The organism is Psychrobacter sp. 72-O-c (genome assembly GCF_904846605.1).
Classification (GTDB): Bacteria; Pseudomonadota; Gammaproteobacteria; order Pseudomonadales; family Moraxellaceae; genus Psychrobacter.
Window position 1 is genome coordinate 1 of the sequence record NZ_CAJHBI010000077.1, and the last position, 599, is coordinate 599.

General features: G+C 42.7%; 1 protein-coding gene. It reads left to right on the forward strand.

The window, feature by feature from the left end; genetic code table 11:
- The first annotated feature begins 210 nt into the window (after nt 1–210).
- A complete protein-coding gene (yfaE, locus tag JMX97_RS13665) occupies nt 211–477 on the forward strand; it encodes a class I ribonucleotide reductase maintenance protein YfaE (RefSeq protein ID WP_201558974.1) in 267 nt (88 codons plus the stop codon).
- Nucleotides 478–599 lie beyond the last annotated feature (122 nt).

Genomic DNA, 599 nt, shown 5'->3' on the forward strand with positions numbered 1-599 from the left:
TTTAGACTGGAACTGTGACAGTCGGGGCAGCTGATATCTATTTGTGTCTTCATAACCTCAAATATATCATCTTGCTTCGGCTGTCACCCCTCCTTTAATTCCTCAGCATACTTTCTGATACACCACCAAATAAAGATGTAGTGAACTATTGATAAGATAATACTCAAAGACCAGTAGCGCATAACAGGACTAATCACGACAGGATCAATTATGACTTGGGTAATGACCAGTAAAAAGCAGTTCTACTTGCATGACGATGAGAGTCTGCTAGATGGGCTACTGCGGACGGGTCATGAGGTCAACTATCAATGCCGTGAGGGCTATTGTGGCAGCTGCCGTATACGCCGCATTGCAAGCTCACACCCAGTTGATTATCCATTTCAGCCACTGGCCATGATTGAAGACGATGAGATATTATCATGCTGTTGCCGTGTGCAAGGCGTTATTTATATCAATCACGAATCTATCAAAGACTAATACCAAACCCATAATATATAGTATAATTCAGCTATGACTATACCAACATATACCCTAAAAGATCATGACTTTGGCAAACTCTCGAAGACCGAGAGTAACCCCAGAGCTCGCCAACGTCTCCT